Source organism: Bacillus sp. SLBN-46, assembly GCF_031453555.1.
Lineage (GTDB): Bacteria > Bacillota > Bacilli > Bacillales > Cytobacillaceae > Neobacillus.
This window is the reverse complement of sequence record NZ_JAVIZM010000001.1, coordinates 2,007,945-2,028,027: the sequence shown is the minus strand read 5'-3', so window position 1 is coordinate 2,028,027 and position 20,083 is coordinate 2,007,945. Positions and strand designations below refer to the sequence as shown.

Annotated in this window: 23 protein-coding genes and 1 riboswitch; of the genes, 6 read left to right on the top strand and 17 right to left on the bottom strand. The window is 37.8% G+C overall.

The genetic code is table 11. The features are described 5' to 3' along the window. Positions 1 to 430: 430 nt before the first annotated feature. Positions 431 to 1,267, bottom strand: a complete 837-nt coding sequence (locus QFZ87_RS10320; protein WP_309860693.1) for a lipoate--protein ligase family protein — start codon at positions 1,265 to 1,267, stop codon at positions 431 to 433. Positions 1,268 to 1,460: 193 nt separating this feature from the next. Between QFZ87_RS10320 and QFZ87_RS10315 the strand changes: the two genes are divergently transcribed. After that, positions 1,461 to 1,844: a rhodanese-like domain-containing protein gene (locus QFZ87_RS10315; protein ID WP_309860690.1), complete on the top strand. Its 384-nt coding sequence runs from the start codon at positions 1,461 to 1,463 to the stop codon at positions 1,842 to 1,844. Between the two features lie 99 nt (positions 1,845 to 1,943). Here the strand turns inward: QFZ87_RS10315 and gcvPB are convergent, their stop codons facing one another. Genes gcvPB through gcvT form a run of 3 tightly spaced genes read right to left on the bottom strand, consistent with a single transcriptional unit; the run spans position 1,944 to position 5,865 of the window. Next, positions 1,944 to 3,404 carry an aminomethyl-transferring glycine dehydrogenase subunit GcvPB gene (gene gcvPB / locus QFZ87_RS10310; RefSeq protein ID WP_309860687.1) on the bottom strand — a complete coding sequence of 487 codons (1,461 nt, stop codon included), beginning with the start codon at positions 3,402 to 3,404 and terminating at the stop codon, positions 1,944 to 1,946. Beyond that, positions 3,397 to 4,743 carry an aminomethyl-transferring glycine dehydrogenase subunit GcvPA gene (gene gcvPA / locus QFZ87_RS10305; protein ID WP_309860685.1) on the bottom strand — a complete coding sequence of 449 codons (1,347 nt, stop codon included), beginning with the start codon at positions 4,741 to 4,743 and terminating at the stop codon, positions 3,397 to 3,399. Before gcvPA ends, gcvPB begins: the two co-directional genes overlap by 8 nt. Positions 4,744 to 4,761: 18 nt before the next feature. Then, positions 4,762 to 5,865 carry a glycine cleavage system aminomethyltransferase GcvT gene (gcvT, locus tag QFZ87_RS10300; RefSeq protein WP_309860682.1) on the bottom strand — a complete coding sequence of 368 codons (1,104 nt, stop codon included), beginning with the start codon at positions 5,863 to 5,865 and terminating at the stop codon, positions 4,762 to 4,764. A gap of 151 nt (positions 5,866 to 6,016) precedes the next feature. Continuing rightward, a riboswitch (glycine riboswitch) is annotated at positions 6,017 to 6,105 on the bottom strand. A gap of 156 nt (positions 6,106 to 6,261) precedes the next feature. Here gcvT and QFZ87_RS10295 point away from each other — a divergent pair. Both QFZ87_RS10295 and QFZ87_RS10290 read left to right on the top strand, forming a co-directional pair. Beyond that, complete coding sequence (locus QFZ87_RS10295) at positions 6,262 to 7,950, top strand: DEAD/DEAH box helicase (RefSeq protein ID WP_309860679.1); 1,689 nt, start codon at positions 6,262 to 6,264, stop codon at positions 7,948 to 7,950. Next, a complete protein-coding gene (locus tag QFZ87_RS10290; protein WP_309860677.1) occupies positions 7,928 to 8,719 on the top strand; it encodes a YqhG family protein in 792 nt (263 codons plus the stop codon). Before QFZ87_RS10295 ends, QFZ87_RS10290 begins: the two co-directional genes overlap by 23 nt. Before the next feature lie 81 nt (positions 8,720 to 8,800). On the opposite strand, the gene ltrA is transcribed toward QFZ87_RS10290, so the two are convergent. The 9 genes from ltrA to comGA form a co-directional block, all read right to left on the bottom strand. Further along, positions 8,801 to 9,955, bottom strand: a complete 1,155-nt coding sequence (gene ltrA / locus QFZ87_RS10285) for a group II intron reverse transcriptase/maturase (RefSeq protein WP_396133961.1) — start codon at positions 9,953 to 9,955, stop codon at positions 8,801 to 8,803. 675 nt (positions 9,956 to 10,630) lie between these two features. Then, positions 10,631 to 10,816 (bottom strand): YqzE family protein, encoded by a 186-nt coding sequence (locus QFZ87_RS10280; RefSeq protein ID WP_309860675.1) that lies wholly within the window; start codon positions 10,814 to 10,816, stop codon positions 10,631 to 10,633. A 78-nt stretch (positions 10,817 to 10,894) separates the two neighbouring features. Beyond that, a complete protein-coding gene (gene comGG / locus QFZ87_RS10275; RefSeq protein WP_309860672.1) occupies positions 10,895 to 11,278 on the bottom strand; it encodes a competence type IV pilus minor pilin ComGG in 384 nt (127 codons plus the stop codon). Then, a complete protein-coding gene (gene comGF, locus QFZ87_RS10270) occupies positions 11,275 to 11,730 on the bottom strand; it encodes a competence type IV pilus minor pilin ComGF (protein WP_309860671.1) in 456 nt (151 codons plus the stop codon). Before comGF ends, comGG begins: the two co-directional genes overlap by 4 nt. Beyond that, complete coding sequence (locus tag QFZ87_RS10265) at positions 11,699 to 12,037, bottom strand: hypothetical protein (protein ID WP_309860669.1); 339 nt, start codon at positions 12,035 to 12,037, stop codon at positions 11,699 to 11,701. Before QFZ87_RS10265 ends, comGF begins: the two co-directional genes overlap by 32 nt. Beyond that, on the bottom strand, positions 12,021 to 12,461 hold the full coding sequence (gene comGD, locus QFZ87_RS10260; protein WP_309860667.1) for a competence type IV pilus minor pilin ComGD: 441 nt from the start codon (positions 12,459 to 12,461) through the stop codon (positions 12,021 to 12,023). The genes QFZ87_RS10265 and comGD overlap by 17 nt, the downstream gene beginning before the upstream one ends. Continuing rightward, a complete protein-coding gene (comGC, locus tag QFZ87_RS10255) occupies positions 12,461 to 12,769 on the bottom strand; it encodes a competence type IV pilus major pilin ComGC (RefSeq protein ID WP_309867762.1) in 309 nt (102 codons plus the stop codon). Before comGC ends, comGD begins: the two co-directional genes overlap by 1 nt. A 17-nt stretch (positions 12,770 to 12,786) precedes the next feature. Beyond that, entirely contained in the window at positions 12,787 to 13,818 is a 1,032-nt protein-coding gene (gene comGB / locus QFZ87_RS10250) for a competence type IV pilus assembly protein ComGB (protein WP_309860665.1), read from the bottom strand. Further along, positions 13,805 to 14,887, bottom strand: a complete 1,083-nt coding sequence (gene comGA, locus QFZ87_RS10245; protein ID WP_309860663.1) for a competence type IV pilus ATPase ComGA — start codon at positions 14,885 to 14,887, stop codon at positions 13,805 to 13,807. The genes comGB and comGA overlap by 14 nt, the downstream gene beginning before the upstream one ends. A gap of 228 nt (positions 14,888 to 15,115) precedes the next feature. On the opposite strand from comGA, the gene QFZ87_RS10240 reads away from it, so the two are divergent. Beyond that, the gene (locus QFZ87_RS10240; protein ID WP_309860661.1) at positions 15,116 to 15,814 is read left to right on the top strand and encodes a helix-turn-helix transcriptional regulator; all 699 of its coding nucleotides are present in this window, start codon (positions 15,116 to 15,118) and stop codon (positions 15,812 to 15,814) included. Positions 15,815 to 15,897: 83 nt separating this feature from the next. Further along, positions 15,898 to 16,140: a DUF2626 domain-containing protein gene (locus QFZ87_RS10235; protein ID WP_308083188.1), complete on the top strand. Its 243-nt coding sequence runs from the start codon at positions 15,898 to 15,900 to the stop codon at positions 16,138 to 16,140. 35 nt (positions 16,141 to 16,175) lie between these two features. Here QFZ87_RS10235 and QFZ87_RS10230 read toward each other — a convergent pair whose 3' ends face one another. Both QFZ87_RS10230 and QFZ87_RS10225 read right to left on the bottom strand, forming a co-directional pair. Next, on the bottom strand, positions 16,176 to 17,267 hold the full coding sequence (locus QFZ87_RS10230) for a class I SAM-dependent methyltransferase (RefSeq protein ID WP_309860659.1): 1,092 nt from the start codon (positions 17,265 to 17,267) through the stop codon (positions 16,176 to 16,178). 161 nt (positions 17,268 to 17,428) lie between these two features. Further along, positions 17,429 to 18,064: an MBL fold metallo-hydrolase gene (locus tag QFZ87_RS10225; protein ID WP_309860657.1), complete on the bottom strand. Its 636-nt coding sequence runs from the start codon at positions 18,062 to 18,064 to the stop codon at positions 17,429 to 17,431. A gap of 207 nt (positions 18,065 to 18,271) precedes the next feature. Between QFZ87_RS10225 and QFZ87_RS10220 the strand changes: the two genes are divergently transcribed. Continuing rightward, positions 18,272 to 18,448, top strand: a complete 177-nt coding sequence (locus QFZ87_RS10220) for a DUF2759 domain-containing protein (protein ID WP_308083184.1) — start codon at positions 18,272 to 18,274, stop codon at positions 18,446 to 18,448. Positions 18,449 to 18,513: 65 nt separating this feature from the next. On the opposite strand, the gene QFZ87_RS10215 is transcribed toward QFZ87_RS10220, so the two are convergent. Then, positions 18,514 to 18,831: an MTH1187 family thiamine-binding protein gene (locus tag QFZ87_RS10215; RefSeq protein WP_308083183.1), complete on the bottom strand. Its 318-nt coding sequence runs from the start codon at positions 18,829 to 18,831 to the stop codon at positions 18,514 to 18,516. A gap of 85 nt (positions 18,832 to 18,916) precedes the next feature. Continuing rightward, entirely contained in the window at positions 18,917 to 20,050 is a 1,134-nt protein-coding gene (locus QFZ87_RS10210) for a YqgU-like beta propeller domain-containing protein (protein ID WP_309860652.1), read from the bottom strand. Between the last annotated feature and the right edge of the window lie 33 nt (positions 20,051 to 20,083).

The window sequence follows — 20,083 nt, the reverse complement described above, 5'->3', positions numbered from 1 at the left end:
AAATAATCAACTAAAAAACTACATATGGTACCGAAAATATTTTCGGTGCCACTATATATTGTATTTGAGGCAAAAAACTATTATTTTGTCAAACTTAAAAATAACTAGATTTAAGAGATAATAAAAGCTTTTCTACGGTTTTCGTCTTAAAACAGGAAATTTCAACAAATTTCGAGGCTTGCTACTTTTTCAAAAGGCTTTGTTAAAGTTGTCTGTTGATTTCCGTTCCAGGCTCTTCGCTTTCCGCGGGCGATCCGAGAGCCTCCTCGTCGTTCCTCCTGCGGGGTCTCCCGAGACCGCTACTCCCGCAGGAGTCTTCGAGCCTTCCACTCCAATCAACAGGGTATAAAAATCAACAATGTTCTTTAACACAGCCTTTCAAAAAGATTTTAATACAAAATAAAAAAGCGGCGATTGCCGCTTTCCCACATTATCGTTTAAAGTTCCATTCATCGTTTTCATATCGTTCAGTTGCAATTTTTTGGACGTAGGCAAGCTCTTCGTCTGTTAATTGATAGGATTCAAGCTCAATATTTAACCCTTCAGCAAATCCTTTATAGAACGCTTCCTTCGCTTCTTCCAGTGTAATTCTTCTTGGACTAATCGCATTAATAGCCACCGCTTTATCCTTAAAGGCCTTCTTCATCCGGTCTTTTACCCGATCATTCGGATATTTAAAAAGACTAAACAGCTTCTCTTCGTCTAAATCCAACAGAATCGATCCGTGCTGGAGAATAACACCCTTTTGTCTTGTTTGTGCACTACCTGCTACCTTTCTTCCCTCCACAACAAGCTCATACCAGCTTGGTGCATCGAAGCATACAGCAGATCGTGGATTTTTCAATGCATCTCGTTCTTCAGATGTTTTTGGGACAGCAAAATAAGCTTCTAGCCCTAAATGATGAAACCCTTTCAAAATACCTTCTGAAATCACCCGGTACGCCTCAGTAACTGAACTAGGCATTTCTGGATGGTCTTCTGAAACGATTACACTGTATGTAAGCTCATGTTCATGTAGCACACCACGTCCACCTGTTGGTCTTCTGACAAAACCAAGATTATGGGCTTTTACTGCATCCATATTAATTTCCTTTTCAACCTTCTGAAAATAACCTACGGATAACGTCGGAGGATTCCACCCATAAAACCGAATCACCGGGGGAAATTTCCCTTCACTGTGCCAATCAAGCAGAGCTTCATCCAAAGCCATATTAAATGATGGAGAACGATTACCTGTATCTATGAAACGCCATACTTCTTTTTCCATATTTAAAAACCTCATTTTATAAAATTATTTCGTTCTTAAGTCTACCAAAATCTGATATGAATTCAAAATAAGATGTTTCTGGTATAATTGTATGAGAAAAATTAAAGATTTTTTCCCATGCATCTTTATCTTTCGTGGAATGACTTATATAATAAAAACTAGTGCAGGAAAGCTTGAAAGGAGCAAAAAGAAGTTGAATTCACTTTATACCTTATTAATCATTATTGCAGCAGTTATTATCTACTCCGTTTTTACCTTTTTCTATCAGAAAAGAATTGTTAAAACGGTAACAGAAGAGGATTTCCGTGCGGGCTATAGAAAGGCACAGCTAATAGATGTTCGTGAGCCAAACGAATTCGAGGGCGGACATATCTTGGGTGCACGTAATATTCCAATGTCACAAATGAAAATGCGAATGCAAGAGATTCGTCAGGATATGCCTGTTTACTTATATTGCCAAAGCGGAATGCGCAGTGCACGTGCTGCTCAATTCTTACATCGTAAAGGCTATAGAGACCTTACCCAACTGCAAGGTGGATTTAAAAAATGGTCTGGTAAAGTAAAAGCAAAAAAATAATTTAAAACTCATGGTTCCGGAGCAACTCCGGAACCTTTAATTTTTCACAAAAACAAAAAGAAAGTCAGATTCTATTAAGGAATCTGACCGTTCTCCTAACTATGCTCTTTGGTATTTTAAAACAGGTTTACGCGCAGCTGTTGTTTCATCCATACGACCTACAACAGTTGTGTGTGGGGCCTCTTGAACGATCTCTGGGTTAACCTCAGCCTCTTTCGCAATTTGGATCATGATATCGATAAATGAATCGAGCGTCTCTTTTGATTCTGTTTCAGTCGGCTCGATCATGATGCACTCTTCCACATTTAATGGGAAGTAAATAGTTGGTGGATGGTAGCCGAAATCAAGCAGACGTTTTGCGATATCGAGTGTACGGACACCTAATTTTTTCTGGCGTCTTCCGCTAAGAACAAACTCGTGCTTACAATGTCTATCAAATGGCAGATCATAGTATTCAGCAAGCCTTCTCATCATATAGTTCGCGTTTAATACCGCATACTCCGTTACCGCCTTTAAGCCATCAGGGCCCATTGAGCGGATATAAGTGTATGCACGAACATTGATACCAAAGTTACCGTAGTAAGGCTTCACACGTCCAATGGATTGTGGACGATCATAATCAAGCACATACTCTTCACCGCGTTTTGCGATAATTGGTTTTGGAAGATATGGAATTAAATCCGCTTTAACACCAACTGGACCTGACCCCGGACCACCGCCGCCATGCGGGCCAGTGAATGTTTTGTGAAGATTTAAGTGAACCACGTCAAATCCCATATCCCCTGGTCTAGCTTTTGATAAAACCGCATTTAAGTTAGCTCCATCATAATACAGCTTTCCACCTACTCCATGAACAATCTCTGCCATTTCAAGAATATTTTCCTCAAAAAGTCCAAGTGTGTTTGGATTTGTTAACATCAATGCAGCCGTGTCTTCGCCAACTACTCTTCTTAGATCCTCTAAATCAACAAGACCATTTTCATTTGATTTAACTGTAATTGTCTCCAACCCAGCAATGGTAGCGGATGCTGGGTTTGTACCGTGAGCAGAATCTGGTACGATGACCTTTGTACGCTTCATATCGCCGTTTGCCTCATGAAAGGCACGAATGAGCATTAATCCAGTCCATTCTCCATGAGCACCAGCGGCTGGTTGAAGTGTCACTTCATCCATTCCTGTGATTTCGATTAAATGTTGCTGCAGGTCGTATAATAGCTCAAGTGCTCCTTGAACAGAACTTTCGTCTTGTAATGGGTGGACATGTGCAAAACCATTAAATCGAGCCACATTTTCATTAATTTTTGGATTATATTTCATCGTACAAGAACCTAATGGATAAAAACCTGAATCCACACCATGATTTCTTCTAGAAAGCGCGGTATAATGGCGCATAATATCAAGCTCAGATACTTCTGGAAGTTCAGGCTCTTCTTCGCGTATGTAACCTTCAGGAAGAAGAATGTTAAGGTCTAATTCAGGTACATCCACTTCCGGCAGGCTGTATCCGATTCGACCTGGTGTACTAAGTTCAAAAATGAGTGCCTGGTCCTGATTATGCATGCAAATCCCCCAATTCTTTCACTAAAGTATCAATTTCTTCCTTAGACCTTTGTTCTGTAACGGCAATCAACATATGATTAGCAAGATCTGCATAGTCACGACCTAAATCATAACCGCCAATGATTCCTTTTTGTAACAACTTTTGGTTTAATTCTTTAACTGGTTGATTGAATTTCACGATAAATTCATTAAATGAAAAGCCATCATAAGCAATATCAAATCCAGCCTCTTTAAATGCAGTTTTTGCATAATGAGTCTTCTGTAAATTTGCTGCTGCCATTTCACGTACACCCTTCTTACCGAGTGCAGTCATTGCAACCGATGCTGCTAATGCATTCAATGCCTGGTTAGAGCAAATATTCGATGTCGCTTTATCACGACGGATATGCTGTTCACGTGCTTGAAGCGTTAAAACAAAACCGCGGCGTCCTTGATCATCTGTTGTTTGTCCAACAAGACGTCCTGGAACCTTACGCATTAATTTAGTTGTAACTGCAAAGTATCCGCAGTGTGGACCACCGAAAGCTGTTGGAATACCAAATGGTTGCGCATCACCAATAACAATGTCAGCACCAAATTTTCCTGGAGGTGTTAACACACCTAGGGATAATGGGTTGCTAGAAACAACAAACATTGATTTATTTTCATGGATTACTTCTTCAAGCTCTTTTAATGGTTCAATTCTGCCGAAGAAGTTAGGGTACTGAACAATGACAGCAGCAACATCTGCATTTACAAGTCCTTTTAAAGCGTCAACATCTGTTACACCATCTGTCACAGGTACTTCAACGACATCAAGGTATTGACCTTTTGCATATGTTTTAAGAACTTCACGGGACTCTGGATGAACGGCACTTGACACTAAAATAGTCTTTCGTTTTGTATGACCTGCGCTTAGCATCGCAGCCTCAGCAAGTGCTGTCCCACCATCATACATAGATGAGTTGGCTACATCCATGCCTGTTAATTCACAAATCATCGTTTGGAATTCAAAAATGGCTTGTAATTCACCTTGAGAGATTTCTGGCTGGTATGGTGTATAGGCAGTATAAAATTCGGAACGAGAAATCACATGATCTACAATGACAGGCATGTAATGATCGTATACCCCAGCACCTAGAAAAGAGACATTTCTTTTTAAGTCAGCATTCCGGCTGGCCATTTGGAATAGCTCTTTCATTAATGCAGTTTCAGATTTTGCCGGTTTAATATTGTATTCACCCTTGAATTTTACTTTCTCAGGAATATCGCTAAACAATTCATCAATTGAAGAAACACCAATGGTTTCGAGCATAGCCTTCTTATCTTGTTCAGTCATAGGTAAATAACGATGTTTCATAAACCTAGCCCCCCTCTGTTATTTCTTTTCTTTTTTATAAAAAGGTGTTGGAACGACTGTAGCTTTTAAGCGTTTACCGCGAATTTCTACTTCAACCTCAGTATCTAGCCCAGTAAATTCAGTAGAAATAAGGGCAAGCCCGATATTTCTCTTTAATGTAGGTGATTGCGTACCAGTTGTTACTTCTCCAATTAGCACATCCCCTTTATAAACAGGATAGCCATGACGTGGGATCCCACGGTCAATCATTTCAATCCCCACTATTTTTCTAGAGAGGCCTTTCTCTTTCTGCTGTTTTAAGGCTTCCTTACCAATAAAATCAGCCTCTTTGTTAAGTTTAACTGCAAAAGCAATTCCAGCTTCAAGTGGAGAAATTTCTGGAGAAAGCTCCTGCCCATAAAGAGCTAAAACGGACTCAAAACGAAGAGTATCGCGTGCACCTAACCCACATGGAAGAACGCCCTCTTCTTTTCCAGCTTGTAGAATGTCTTTCCAAATCTGTTCGGCATCAGCGGCATCACAGTACACTTCGAATCCATCTTCACCCGTGTATCCTGTTCTTGATACGAGGGCTTTTTTACCATCTAAGCTAACTTCCTGCTGAAATTTAAAGAAGCCAATACCACTTAAATCTGTATCAGTAAGCTTTTGTAAAACTTGTTCAGCAAGAGGTCCCTGTATGGCAAGCTGAGCTGTTTTTTCAGATAGATTTTCAATGCTTACATCCCCTGATAGATGGTCCTCAAGCCATTTGAAATCCTTATCAATATTTGATGCATTAACAACTAACAGGTAATGATGGTCCTCGATTTTATAAACAAGCAAGTCATCAACCGTTCCGCCATTTTCGTAACACATGGCTGTATACTGGGCACCGCCGTCTTTAATTTTTGAAATATCATTCGTCATCATGTTTTGTAAATAGTTGAGGCTGTCAGAGCCCTTTACTTCGATTTCTCCCATGTGAGACACATCAAACAAGCCGGCACGATTGCGGACTGCTTCATGTTCTTCTTTAATGCTAGAGAATTGAACCGGTAGTTCCCAGCCACCAAAATCGATGGTTTTCCCTCCGAATTCTTTATACACATCAAAAAGCGGAGTACGTTTTAATTCAGACATTTTTAATCCCCCTTCAATTTAAAAACATAAAAAAGGACAGAAACCTCCCCTAAAACATAAGAAGGTCTCTGTCCTTGCACCTGAAAGTTTACCGAAAAAAAGGCTTTCCCCTTTGGTGGCTACACTAGTTAGGTAGCACTCTCCAGAGTTGCGTCAAACAAGAGTTCTTTTGCCTGAGAGATTCACAGTTTCTGCTTGCTCCTTCGGCGCTACAAAGGTAGTCTCTCCCCTTGTTGTCATTCGCAATTATAATATTTTCCAATTTGGTCATACTAATTATACTACTAAAATAAATTACCTTATTAAAATATTTAAAACATTCAAAGCTATTTTCATCCTACCATTAAAACGATACATTGGGCAATAGTCTTTTTTACAACAAAAGGAGCTGAAAAAATGTCTGTCAAAATTGAATTTAATTCCTCTTGGCAGGATGATTTTTTACATAGAATTGATAACGATGGTCCTTGGGGAAATTGGGAGCTATTTAAACTAGCGATTGGGGTTGAAAAACACCTGGTCATACCTGAATTTGAAGGCTTGCAAGCTCCAAAGCATCTTCCCAATTTAACACCGCTTCCTCACCAACTTGAAACAGCTAAGCAAGTGATTGAGAACATGAATGGAAAAGCCATCCTTGCAGATGAAGTGGGACTTGGAAAGACGATTGAAGCAGGCTTGATTTTAAAAGAATACATGATTCGTGGATTAGTGAAAAAGGTACTTATTCTAGTACCCGCTTCTCTAGTAACACAATGGGCGATGGAATTGAACAGCAAGTTCTTCATCCCTGCCATCACACAGAGGAAAAGCTATGTATGGGAACAATGTGATGTGGTTGTCTCGTCTATAGATACAGCCAAGAGAAACCCTCATCGAGATATTATTTCTAAGCTGGATTATGACCTGATCATTATTGATGAAGCACATAAACTTAAAAATAATAAAACAAAAAACTACGAGTTTGTTCAAAACCTTAAAAAGAAATTTTGTTTATTATTAACCGCAACTCCCATTCAAAACAGAATTGAGGAAATCTTTAACCTCGTTTCACTTTTAAAACCGGGACATTTAGGCAGCGAAACCGCATTCTACGAAAAATATAAACGGGATGCACGTTCCTTAAATGATGATGAGCATTTAAAAGAATTAGTTAACAAGGTAATGATTCGTAATCGACGTGCTGATACAGGTATTGAATGGACAAAGAGGCACGTAGAAACCATCCCCATTGATGTTTCTCCGCAAGAAAAGGATTTATATGATTCAATTACTAATCTAAAAAGTGAAAGTGATTGGCTACAAACGAGTGCCTTCTCTGTCATGACACTGCAGCGGGAAGCATGTAGCAGCAGGGAAGCTGTTTTTTACACCTTAAAAAACATGCTGCAAAAAAAGGAGGATCCAACTCCTGCCTTCGAAGAACAAATAAACTTTTTGATTAGTAAAGTGGAAGCGGTACAAAAGAATTCAAAAGCTGAAAAAGCCCTTGAGATAATTCAGAAAGTGAATGATAAAGTTATTATTTTCACGGAATATCGTGCGACTCAGATGTATCTGCAATGGTATTTAAAGCAACATGGGATTTCTTCAGTCCCATTCCGAGGTGGATTTAAACGAGGGAAAAAGGATTGGATGCGTGAACTGTTTCAAAAGCATGCCCAAGTCTTAATTGCAACGGAAGCGGGCGGTGAAGGAATTAATCTGCAATTTTGTAATCATATTATTAACTTTGATTTGCCATGGAACCCTATGAGGCTGGAGCAACGGATTGGACGAATCCATCGTTTAGGCCAAGAAAAGGACGTCATGATTTATAACTTCGCCATCAAAAATACAGTTGAGGAGCATATATTAAAGCTTCTTTATGAAAAGATTAATCTGTTTGAAAAGGTCATTGGTGAACTGGACGATATATTAACGAAATTAGAATTTGGTAATATTGAGGATCATTTGATTGATATATTTGGACAATCCGCTTCAGAAGGTGAAATGAGAATTAAAATGGAAAATTTATCATCTATGATTGAATTTGCCCAGACTATTAAGGAAGGTGAGGCACATGCAGCAGCAGGAAATTCATAACTTTCTTATCAGTTACTTTGTAGCAAATGAATGCCCAATTATCGAGAATAAACCGGGATACTTAACCGTACAATTAACGATTGAACTGGATAAAGAATTAATGAACCGCCCTTTTTACTGGCACTACCTGGAAAAAACAGGTGGAATTCCTAATCCGATGCAGCTAACCTTCATTACAAACAAAGAAATAGCTCCAGAGCATATAAAGGGTGAGATTATCCATTTCGGTTCACCTAGGCTTCACCAAATTTTTCAATCCACCAAAAATTTGGCTAGTTATATCCGACTTTACGAAAAACATAACCAGATTCATAACCAAACACCGCTACTTCCCTGGCTGTGTATGAATGTTAAAATTTCTTATCAATGTGATCGTAAGCGTGATATTTATAAATCAATCGGTTTACAACTTATTAATGGTCAAATGGTTGAGAATTTCCATGATCACCTAGAACAAATACCATTAACACCCAAAATCCCAGATTACTCTTTTACTTTATCACCATTGGTAAAGCCAAAAAGTGGAATGCTAAGGATAGAAAACTATTTAACATCGCTGATTAATGAGGATGATCATTCCTGGGCGGAGGAAGCCCGAAAGCGGTGGGACCAAGATTTAAAACTGTTGGAGCATTTTTATGAAGAAATAGAAGAAGAAAATGAAAATTACGAGACAGAAAAAAAAGCACTTCAAGAGCAATACGAACCGAAAATTAATATTTCTTTTATCAATGGCGGTCTGTTTTATCTCACTGATCAGGCGATATAAATCGAGTAGAGGGAAAATAAATTGATTATTTTCGCCCCTCTCACACCACCGTACGTACGGTTCCGTATACGGCGGTTCAATTTATATTACAGTGTGTACTTTTAGGTAGTGTTCTAATGCAGAGGGTAGTCCCCTCTGCTTTAATCTTTTGTTTGAGATTGCTCTTTGAACAACTTTTGATAATCCAATGTACCGGTAACCTCTTCGACAGAATGTTAATCCTTTCGCCTCTTCCTCAGGAACCCCTAATCGAATAAGCGATTTAATTTGTTTCTTTGGTACCTTCCACTGCTTCCAAATGATGACTCTAATTCTGGAGCGAAGCTTCATATCAATCTCACTTATTGCTTGTTTCATATTTGCGATTCTAAAGTAATTAACCCACCCAAGTATGACTTGTTTCAGTTTTAATAATCGGAAGTCTAGCGGTATACTCCAGTTTCGCTTTGTCAATTTTCGAAGCTTCTTTTGAAACTTTTGTATCGACATGAGATGGGGTTTTGCTTGATACCTCTTGTTTTTAATGTCGTAATAATAACCGAATCCTAAGAATTTTAATTCTCTTGGGCGAGAAATTTTACTTTTCTCCACATTGACTATTAATCCAAGTCTTTCTTCTATATACCTCACGACTGATTTCATCACTCTGTCTGCTGCTTTCTCACTCTTTACAAAGATGAGAGCGTCATCGGCGTATCTGACGAACCGTAATCCTCTTTTCTCTAGTTCCTTATCGAATTCATTTAGCATGATATTACTCAATAATGGGCTGAGGTTTCCTCCTTGCGGAGTCCCGACTGGTGTTTCTTCATATTTCCCTTTCACCATGACTCCACTGACTAAATATTTTCTGATTAACGAGATAACATCACCATCGTCTATTGTGTTGGAAATAATTCGCATGAGTTTATCGTGATTGACTGTATCGAAAAATCTTTCAAGGTCAATGTCTACTACCCAATCGTGACCATCATTCAGAAATTCCAAGCTTTTTATAATAGCCATCTCACAGCTTCTTTTTGGTCTAAAGCCGTAACTAAATTCACTGAATTGCTTTTCAAATATCGGACTGAGAACTTGATGAATGGCTTGTTGAACTACTCTATCCACTACTGTTGGTATTCCCAATTTGCGCATCTTGCCATTTTCTTTTGGGATTTCCACTCTTAAGGCAGCTTGTGGTTGGTATTTTCTTGTTCTGATGCGCTGCCGTAGCTCATCCTTGTTCTCTCTCAGATACTGCTTTAGCTCTTCGACTGTTACACCATCTACCCACTTGCACCTTTATTTTTGTAGACACGTAGGTAAGCTTCGTTCATATTTTGATTACTTAGAATCTGTTCTAAAAGTTCCACACTCGTTTCTCCTTTCCTCTCACGTAGTAAGTGATAGCTCCATTTTGGTTAGCCTTTGAGATACGCTCATACTTTCACCATTAATACATTCGGAGTACGTCACTTACGCATTCGTGGTGTTGAAACACTATAAATTGTTCAGCCCTTCATGATATTGTTTCACTACTATGGCTTCTGCTGACTTCTTGCGGCTAACCTTTTTCGACTGTACTTTCGTACATCCGCAAGACCTCCCAGGGTAAGACAACTATCTTTCCTCTTTTACTCGCCTGATTTACTCTACAAAGTTACGCACATCTTTTGGACTTTGACTTGATATGGAGCCTTATCCCTTTATAAAGCCTTAGTATCAGATTTCTGTTCGTCGAGCCAAGATTTTATTCCACGCTTCCTCCAGCCCTTTCCTCACGGTAAGTACCTTGCGCTTCCTTAGTGGTTGGTCGATGTGTACCCCCACAGTGGACTTTCACCACCTAGATAGATGCCATGCCTGGCATACATATAAAAGGCTGACTCTTTTGCTTTTGAGTCAGCCTTTTAGAATTCAATTGTATTCCTAAAGTTTTCGTCTCTTTTTCATTTGAAAATAGAGGATATACGGTAGGATTCCAAACCAACGATACCAAAAAGATGCTCGTCCTTGCTTTCGCTCATAACGTTGCCTTTTTCTTTCAGCCCTTGGTTGATCGGCATATTTTACAATTGTTTGGGTCATGTATTTGACATAGTCATTTGTTTTCATGGACGCACCTGCCTTTCTCCTGACGGACACTTCCGTTCTCAGTTACAAGTATGTCCAGGATTGCTTTTTTCAAACGATTTATTTTATTTCAGTCCATTTAGTTAGTTTTTTAGTAACCACATCAAAAGAACCTCGGCCGCTAACTGCTATTCCGGAATTTAATACCAAATTAAAGGTAACCTTTTGAACGCCACCTGTAGATGCTTCGGCTTGGTACTCCATCGTTCCATTACTATACGTCCAGCCTCCTTTTACTGGAAGAGTTTCTCCAGCTTGATATAAGGCTTCTACCTTTTTTACCGAAGAGAGAAAATAGTATTCCTCCTGCTGAATAGCAGCTGTTTCATGTGCTATTTTCCTTTCCATTAGTAATTGGTCAACATGCATGGTGAGGAATACTAAAAAAAACAGGAGCAAACAAAGTGTCAGCGGGTAAGTAAACCCTTTCTCCTTGTTGTTCATGACCCCTTGTTCCAATCTACCAATGAAAAAATGGTTACTGTGTGTACTTTTCCTGAAAGGTCAACAACCGTAATTTTAACAGCGTTGTTTAGCGTTGTTAGTGACAACTGTGACACGTTTTGAAGTATAATTTCGTTCCCTGTAGAATTCACTCGTCTCCGTAGGTTCGTACCGTATTTTTCAAATTGGACTGTTTCTGTATCTTTGGTTAGGATTAAGCGGCCAGATAACACTTGAGCGCTACTAGAGAAGCGCATCTCTTTCTTTATTTGACTGCAAAAGACCTCCCACTCCATAGCCCGCAATCGCACTTGAGTATCTTTATTATTGAGGGTTATTTGAAAAATAGGCATCATAAAAAAGATAATGATACTAAAGACCGAAAAAGCGATTAGTACTTCGATAAGCGTAAATGCCTTTTCATTCGAATATTCCACATGTTTCAGTTCCATGTGTAAAGGGATTCTTTTCAACTTTCACACACACCACCTTTCCGTTATCTTCAAGGGAGTCTTTCCAGATAATTTGATATTCAATTCCATCTTGAACAACTGAGTAATTGTTAAAATTTTGGTGATCCATCATCCTTGCCTGCAATTCTTCATACATATACTTTCGTGAAATATTCTCTATTTCAACTTGATGTGATTGATCTCTTACTTGTATGAAAATGGGAAGTAAAAACATACCTATCATTAACAGCGCAGACAGTGATAAGAGTAGTTCCAGTAAAAAAAATCCTTTACTGTTCTGAAACATAAAACCGTCCCTCTCCAATTAAAAAGGTCAGCCGATAGATTTTATTTCTATAGTACAAAATTAAGCTGCCAAACTTATTTATATTACCATCTGGCAGGAACTTAAAAGATAAAGGCATCGTACCTTCTGTGACATTTACATTGTGTGAGTAATCTCTTTCAATAATTGGTCTTTCCTCTGCACGGTATATCATATAATACCTGTATTCTTTAGGCACAAATTGAACTAATACCTCATGTTGGTGCGATATGGCATACTGCTGGGCATAATACAGGTCAGCTTTTAATTGGGTGAAAAAGGAACCCTTTTCCATAAAAGTGTGTTGAGGTTTCAGGGTGAAGACTGTGACTGAGGAAATAATCATAAAAATGGAAAGGACTAGAAGTGATTCAATCAAGGTGAATCCTTTTTGATTCCAGTTCATTACGGTGCTACTACAGCTGTGACATTCCCACTTGAATCTATACTTACTGTTTTTCCGTTCGGACACCCTTTTGCATCATCCTTTATATACTCTTCGGTTATAAGGTCTTGCAGTGTTGGCACCTTGTTTTTATCCATTTCATAGGCTTGAACTTGTGCTTGGACCATTTTCACATAAGCCTCGCAACCCTTATTATTTATATTAGTATTATGTTTTGCTACATTTGGAATTGTAATGATCAACAGGATTGAAATTACTAGCATAACTATCATCATTTCAATAAGCGTAAACCCTTTTTCATTATTCATCATATAAACCTCCATTTTTAGATGCCATCTAATAGATGAAACATAGGTAAAAGAATAGCCAAATACATTGAAACAACTAGAAATCCAATAAATAAATATAATATTGGTTGAATCGTCTTTAAGCTTTTTTCAATTATTTCTTCCATACTGTTGAGACAATGTTTACTAAAGAAGAGTAATTCCTGCTCTAATTTCCCATTATCTTGTCCATGTTTGACGATCATGGAGAATTCCATTTCAAAAAATGAAAAGGACGTTAAGATGGTCTCCAATTTTTCTCCTGTTACAAGATTTTCTTTAATCGTTCCCGCGAGTTGACTATAAAAAGGCTGTCTTAGGTTTTTCTCAAATAGTAACAAAGCTTCCGATACAGATAATCCACCAGATAATAGAAAGCTTAACTGGATGGAAAAGTAATGAGTATACAGTAATTTGAGGAGCTTGCCTGCGATTGGAATTCGAACAAGCATCGACCTTTGCTTCAAGATGGAAAATTTGCGGAAAATGAGAAAATAATAAACAAATGTTAGGAGTAATGTCAAAAGCAGACTACCAATAAAAATGGGGAAATATTGATCAAACATGAAGATAACCTTTGTAAAAAAGTTTTCTTCAAGTCCAAGAGATGAAAAGAGAGTGGTAAATCTAGGGAGTAGCGTGTTTTCCACGAAAATAAAAAGGAAACCTGTAATAAAGAGTAATACCAGAGGATATTGAAGTAATTTCAAAAGCTTGTGTAGGTCTTTACCCTTCATTAAAGCAAGACTACTGCCTTCTAAGAGCGCATCAGAAAAGCTGCCATGCTGCTCAGCATAATAAACGTAACCAATTAAATCCTTGTGAAACCCAAGATTGTCTAATGATTCATGAAATGGTAATCCTTTTTTTAACTCTACTAAACAATCATATAATTCCTCCTTTCGTTTTGCAGGTAATTGCAATGCTATAGATTCAATTGCTTCTGCAATTGGGTATCCCCTTGCTAGTAATTCCCCCATTCTTTTTAGAAAGCTTGCTTGTTCATTGACCGACCATTTACGTGGTTTCATCTTCATACACCAGTCGTTCATATTCAGATTCTTGAATATACCCTAATGCAATACCTTTATTAATGACATCCTTAATCGTTCGGTACCTAGGATTCATCACCTCTCCCCTTGTCGCTTTCATAACGGAATGTAAATTCCTCCCTGACAAGAGTTCAAATACACTTGCTCGTTTCCACCTTCCATAGGAATAACAAATCGGAGAACACTCACCCTCGCAAAACGGACAGGTAAGCTCAACAAGTCTTTGTGCAGTCACAGCAATGAGTGTCTGTTCCACTTCTAACCAATTCACACCAAATTCTCGAAGACGGTACACGGCTCCCTTGGCATCTCTGGTATGCATGGTAGAAAGGACTAAATGACCTGTTAAAGCAGCACGTACAGCTATTTTTGCAGTTTCTGCATCCCTTATCTCACCAACCATAATAATGTCTGGGTCGTGGCGTAGAATAGCCTTTAATCCTGCAGCATATGTAACTCCTGCTTTTTCATTGACTTGGACCTGGAGAACAGAATCATAATTTTTTTCAATAGGATCTTCAAGTGTAATTACATTTCGATGGAATAAATGGGCCGTTTCATTTAATAAAGAGTAGAGGGTTGTCGTTTTCCCAGAACCGGTTGGACCTGTGAAAATAATTAAACCATGAGCGTGTTTGAGAAGGGCTAACAACTTTCTAGTCATAGAAGGAAATAAAGAGAGTTGATGAAAGGGAATTTGTTCTTGTTGGGGTAAAAGCCTGATGACAAGGCTCTCTCTGTTATTAGATGGTAGAGTGGAAAGCCTGAGGCCCATCAATTGTCCGTCTACCTCACAAAAAATAGCTCCGCTCTGCGGACGCCTTCTTTCTCCGATATCCATATTGGCTGTAAATTTAAAATGGGAAATTAATCTGTCGCATTCTTCTTTTGGAAGGGAGAGTCGAGGAATGAGCTTGTTGGTCAAACGAATTTGGACGAGTGTGTCTTTTTTTCTTGGAATAATGTGAATATCTGTTGCCTGATTCCTAGCAGCATCTGAAATGATCCGATTAGCTAATAGTTCAATTGAACTTGCAATGAGTAACACCACCTTTTTATTTTCTCTTAACTAAGATTCGACAAGATTCTAGCTCTTCCTTCTTTATTTTTAAATTATTTTTTTAAAACTACAAAAATATTCTAATATTGTTACAATATAAAGTCGGTAATTGTGAACATTTTCTAAACATATAGTGTTAACATTGTTAACCTCATTCCCATGAAATAATGGCTGTATTATAATGGAATAAATTATGGGGGTCCGAGGTGAATAGAGATGGAACAAACATTGAAGATAACAAACGTTTTGTCAGATCCAACACGATATTACATTTATCAATACATTACCAAACGGCATCAAGAAGTAACAGTCCAAGAAGTAGCAGAAAATTTTAATATTCATCCAAATGTAGCAAGACTGCACCTATCTAAATTAGAAGATGTAAACATGTTAGCATCTGAAACAAAGAAAACAGGTAAGGGTGGTAGGCCAAGCCGATTATATCGTCTATCAGATGATGTGATTCAACTGCACTTCCCTTATCGCGATTACATGCTTTTATCAAAAGTGGCTATTCAAACAATGATTTCATTAGGGGAAGCTGGTAAACAAGCACTCTTCTTAACAGGAAAGCGATTTGGTACGGAAATTATTGAACAGGAAATGGCAAAAAAATCGCTTAGTGACGAATTAGAATTCGATCAAAAGCTAAATATATTAAAAAGTGCCGCTACACTTGCAGGTTTTTATCCTGAATTTGAAGCAAATGGTGAAAAGACTAAAATTTATTTTCAAATTTTCAACTGTCCTTTTAAGGAAGTAGCTGAAGAACATACTGAAACTGTATGCAGTATGCACCATGAATTCCTAAAAGGAATGTTCGGCGCATTGTTTAATTCAGTTGAATTAGTTGAAAAAGAAAATATGATTTCTGGCTGTGAAACTTGTTCTTATCAGGCACTTGTTACAAACTAATTCGAAACCATTATTTACATTATACCGCCTTTTACTTTATAATATTGTAATGATGGTATCGTAGGGTAAAAGGAGGGGTACATATGGATCGCATGTTCAGAGTTTGTGGTTTCTGGACTGGTATTTTTACCGTTATGTTTTATCTAGGTGATATGGATAAGACAGCAATGCTATTCTTAGCTCAAACAGGATTCTTCGTTCTGCTTAGCTATCTAAAACTATCCGAGCGGATGTATATGTATGTGTTCGGAGCATATTTAACAGTTTTCTTCGTCGGCTTTACATATTGGACAACGTTCATGATGCCGCTTGGCGGAGGACATTAAGAAGAGAAAACGCCGGAAACCCCGGCGTTTTTTCTTTATTCACTAAACAAGTCATTATAAGTAATATTAAGAGATTTTTGCTGAATAACAATTTGAAAATAAGCACTTATTCCAGAGGGCATAATTAAACTTCGAATGGCTCGATTTCGCTTACTTATTTCCGAGAACGGATTAGGATCGTAATGATCTTCTAAATCCTTAAGAATGCCAGCTTTTAATAAAAATTCATCCTGTCTTAACTTGGTTAATAACTTCAGATTCTCATGCTCACCTTTTCGAATAAGTGAATCTAAATGGATGTGGGTCGTTATGTCCATTTCCCCTGGATTCAGTAACACATCATCCATCATCTGATGTTGAAAATAGCCTCGTAAACTGCCCCTCGCTCTTTTTGGCTCCATCCATTCTGCATTTGAATATCCATAATCAGCGGTAACGACCAGTCCCTTTAGTAAAGTTTTTGAAATTTCCTTCAGCATATTCTCCATTATTAACGGAACTTCTAGCCGTTGGTTTTCATTTAGATTCAGTTGATTGTCCTCTAAAAAAGAATAAATGGCTGCATTGGATAATGGGACCCTCTTCTCGAACAACTTTTCATTTTGACAGCCAATCATCACCTCAAACAGCTCTCCATTAACTTTTTCAATTACATGGACAGGAAGTGCATCAAAAAGTTCATTCGAAAAGACCATTCCTTCAAAGGCCTCTAGTTCATTAAGATTTTCTACTTGGGTAATGGAAAAATCTTTGCTTAGCAGTTCCATCTGTAATTTGCGGTGGTAGGGACTACTTTCCACAATAATATAATCGATTGGTGTTTGGATGGATTTGTTCCATTCCTCTAAAAAAGCCCTAGCAAAACGCCCATTACCAGCACCAATTTCACAGAAAACAGGGTTGAATTCATTCCTCTCACAGACTTGAGAAAACCATTTAGCAATCAACCTGCCATATATATCAGAAATATTACTTGTCGTTATGAAGTCTCCGTCCCGTCCAATTTTCTGTTTGTCTTTCATATAATAGCCGTATTCAGGATGGTAAAGGGCAGTTGAAATATAATCGGCATAGGAAATTAAATTCATTGGTGCTGTTGAAATTAATTGTTGTAAATAGCTAATCATAAAGACTCCTTTTAGGTTAACACTATTGACATAGTGTTAAAATTATTATATTGTTAGATTAGTAGCTTAACAATATCCCCTCCCGTTATATGAAAAGAACATCCCCCAGAAAAACCCTTCTCCTTCGAGAAGGGTTTTTCTTTGTTCTCTCCACTTTCCAACTAAAAACCATTCAAAAAGGGGTTACTATCCATTTCTTCTAAAATAGTTGTCACAGGTCCATGACCAGACAGAACATACGTGTCTTCAGGTAAACTCAGCAGCTTGTCATGTATGCTTTTTAACAACTGTGCTTGATTACCTCCTGGCAGATCCGTACGACCGATACTTCCTTGAAATAAAGCATCACCCGAAATAACAAATCCTTCTTTTTCAAAAAAATAAGAAACACTTCCCGGTGAATGACCAGGAGTATGAAATACGACAAACTCAAAATCACCTATCTTCAGTGGTCCCTCATCCTTAATGAGATGGTCAGCAGGAGCGACTTTAATTGATTCAACCTGAATAAAAAACTGAGAACCATTTAATGTGGGATCGCTAAGCCATTTTTCTTCCTGTTTATGTAGATAAACAGGAATGTTGAATGCTTGTCTCACTTCATCTACAGCCCCTATATGATCAAAATGTGCATGCGTTAAAAGGATAGCACTAGGTTTCAGTTTTCTTTGGTTCATTAAATGGATTAGTTTCTTTCCTTCACCGCCTGGGTCAAAGATTAAGCATGACTTATCTTGATTTTCAACTATAGTACAGTTTGTTTGTATACTTCCTAAAGGAAGTTGTTGCCATTTCATTTCCAGTTCCTCCAATCAATACGATATAATTATTTTACACTATTTAATAAAGAGAGAAAAATTGCAGCAAACACATTGCTGTTTTTGCTCTCGACAAATGAAAGAAAAAAATATAAAATAGGAAACGAATGTATATAATATTGTTACATAATTTCTTTTAAAGTGTTAGGCATATTGCCTCATTATACCAAAAAGGGGGGACTTTTCATGGGTTTAGTTATTATTTTTGCTATCGTAACCCTGCTTGCTGCATATGGTGGATATAGCGCACTAAAGAATAAAAATTTCTTAGGTGCATTTTGGGGTATCGCTTCTTTTCTTGTTTTCGGATGGTTCACAGTAATGACAGTATTACAACACGGTTTTCCTACTGGAACTCATTAAAAAACATTTAAATGCCTTATACAGGCCTGAAAAAAGACTGTCCGTGGACAGTCTTTTTTTTATTTTTATTCCTCATTTAGAAGGCTTGTAACCCGGTCTACCTTATATTCCATTGTTCGTTTCACATCTCTCCGATCATCAATGCGAATCGTTGTAGCCACCCTCTGGATCCCTTCTGCAAATGGAACCTCGTGCATGGCTTGGATCACTTCAAAAAGAACAGGAAGTTCCCCCTCAATAATAGTATTCATCGGTGTAAGTTGAAAGCGGATTTTTCCAGCACTCTCATACTTCTTTAAAACCTTTTGTACACTTGCTACATATTTACTGACACTTGGAGTTTCCGTACCTAATGGAATCACGGTCACATCTACAATGGCCATGGACAAGCACCTTCTTTACCTAGAATTTATAACAACGTGATTTTATCACATTGCTTGGAAAAACAAAAAGAATGACTCTCGTGTGTCATTCTTTTATCAATTCATAAATTTCTTTTGTTTTTAAATCAATTACTTTTTCAAAACGATTCCCGTATAGCAGGGCATTACCTGAAGGAGAAAAAAGAATGGGTTCATTATCAAGGTGCTCCATAATTAGTTCTCTCTTTTTCTTCTTAATATTATAAGAAACGAGCTCAAATCCCTCTGTATAGGAATCAACCTCACCCGATCTGAGAGGCTCAAAGGTTATAAATTGACCTCTATTCTTCGAGTAATCATAGAAAGGCACTAACCAATCTGAAAATTTAGTTAGCTGAGGGATTGAAAATGTAAAGCTCTCTTTCATTTCTTTATCAAAAAATGTATAAGCAGCCATGGTTGAATCGTCTTTCTTAACAGAAACAGTCATTAGTAGATCTGGAAAAGTCGAAAATTGTATTACTTCTGGTAATATTGTTTTTTCTTTTCCTGTTTCTATACTTCTGAAAATAAGTGGAGCAAATAAGGAGGGAGTATTTTCATCCCAATTTAAATAGGCAACGTTCTTTTCGTCCTTCCACTTAATAAAAGGCTGTGGTAAGGTCAGCTCTACTGTTTTTGATTTACTCGTATCTAATAACGATAACTGAAAGTTCCAATCCTCATCAAATTTTGTTACAAGAATTTGTGATTCATTAAAGAGATTCCACTCAAAGTCTAATTCATAGGACGCAAATGACTGTTTCATTTGTTCACTACCATTTTGATCTATGATGGTTACCACCCCTTCGTATGAAGAAGGGGAGGAATGAATTAAAATATTCTTCTTTGAAGGGCTTATTTTTACAGTAACGATAGGGTACTCACTTTTATAAATTAACTTGCTTTTCCCAGATAAAAGGTCATATCTATATACGCTTGATGTTTGCTCCAGATTCGTAATATAAAGAACCTCCGTGTCAGAAAGCCATCCACCAAGCATGTAAAACTCGCCTTCTGGTATGGAGATTGGTAATTTCAAATCAGCTTCCTCATGAGGAGTCGTTTCTTGTTGCGTCTCTTTTTTTACATTCATTTTTTGTTTTGGTTGCTGATTATCAGCACAGGCAGTTAATAGAAGGGTCAAAAAAATTAATAGTAACACGAAGAATAGATGCTTCTTATTATTCAGATGGTCCAATTTAATTCTACTGCCCCTTCCCTTTATGCTCTC